At 57.2% G+C, this 1,502-nt stretch carries 1 rRNA gene; it reads left to right on the forward strand.

The annotated features are described in order from the left end of the window. Positions 1–1,502: ribosomal RNA gene (locus IE273_RS43070) — 23S ribosomal RNA — on the forward strand; the annotation flags it as partial.

The following is a 1,502-nucleotide window of genomic DNA, read 5'->3' on the forward strand; positions in this document are numbered from 1 at the left end:
GCACCAGGAACCGATGAAGGACGTGGGAGGCCACGATAGTCCCCGGGGAGTCGTCAACCAGGCTTTGATCCGGGGGTTTCCGAATGGGGAAACCCGGCAGTCGTCATGGGCTGTCACCCGCTGCTGAACACATAGGCAGTGTGGAGGGAACGCGGGGAAGTGAAACATCTCAGTACCCGCAGGAAGAGAAAACAACCGTGATTCCGGGAGTAGTGGCGAGCGAAACCGGATGAGGCCAAACCGTATGCGTGTGAGACCCGGCAGGGGTTGCGTATGCGGGGTTGTGGGATCTCTCTTCCACGGTCTGCCGGCCGTGGGACGAGTCAGAAACCGTTGATGTAGGCGAAGGACATGCGAAAGGTCCGGCGTAGAGGGTAAGACCCCCGTAGTCGAAACGTCAGCGGCTCGTTTGAGAGACACCCAAGTAGCACGGGGCCCGAGAAATCCCGTGTGAATCTGGCGGGACCACCCGCTAAGCCTAAATATTCCCTGGTGACCGATAGCGGATAGTACCGTGAGGGAATGGTGAAAAGTACCGCGGGAGCGGAGTGAAATAGTACCTGAAACCGTGTGCCTACAAGCCGTGGGAGCGTCGGAAGCACTTCGGTGCTTCTCGTGACTGCGTGCCTTTTGAAGAATGAGCCTGCGAGTTTGCGGTGTGTTGCGAGGTTAACCCGGGTGGGGAAGCCGTAGCGAAAGCGAGTCCGAATAGGGCGTTTCAGTAGCATGCTCAAGACCCGAAGCGGAGTGATCTAGCCATGGGCAGGTTGAAGCGGAGGTAAGACTTCGTGGAGGACCGAACCCACCAGGGTTGAAAACCTGGGGGATGACCTGTGGTTAGGGGTGAAAGGCCAATCAAACTCCGTGATAGCTGGTTCTCCCCGAAATGCATTTAGGTGCAGCGTCGTGTGTTTCTTGCCGGAGGTAGAGCACTGGATAGGCGATGGGCCCTACCGGGTTACTGACCTTAGCCAAACTCCGAATGCCGGTAAGTGAGAGCGCGGCAGTGAGACTGTGGGGGATAAGCTCCATGGTCGAGAGGGAAACAGCCCAGAGCATCGACTAAGGCCCCTAAGCGTACGCTAAGTGGGAAAGGATGTGGAGTCGCACAGACAACCAGGAGGTTGGCTTAGAAGCAGCCACCCTTGAAAGAGTGCGTAATAGCTCACTGGTCTAGTGATTCCGCGCCGATAATGTAGCGGGGCTCAAGCGTACCGCCGAAGTCGTGTCATTCACATGTAAGCCCCAACGGGTGTGTGGATGGGTAGGGGAGCGTCGTCTGCCGGGTGAAGCGGCACTGGAAGGTAGTCGTGGACGGTTGACGAGTGAGAATGCAGGCATGAGTAGCGATACAAACGTGAGAAACGTTTGCGCCGATTGACTAAGGGTTCCTGGGTCAAGCTGATCTGCCCAGGGTAAGTCGGGACCTAAGGCGAGGCCGACAGGCGTAGTCGATGGATAACCGGTTGATATTCCGGTACCCGCTGTGAAGCGTCAAACAT

It is taken from the genome of Streptomyces olivaceoviridis (genome assembly GCF_014650115.1).
GTDB classification, from domain to species: domain Bacteria; phylum Actinomycetota; class Actinomycetes; order Streptomycetales; family Streptomycetaceae; genus Streptomyces; species Streptomyces olivaceoviridis.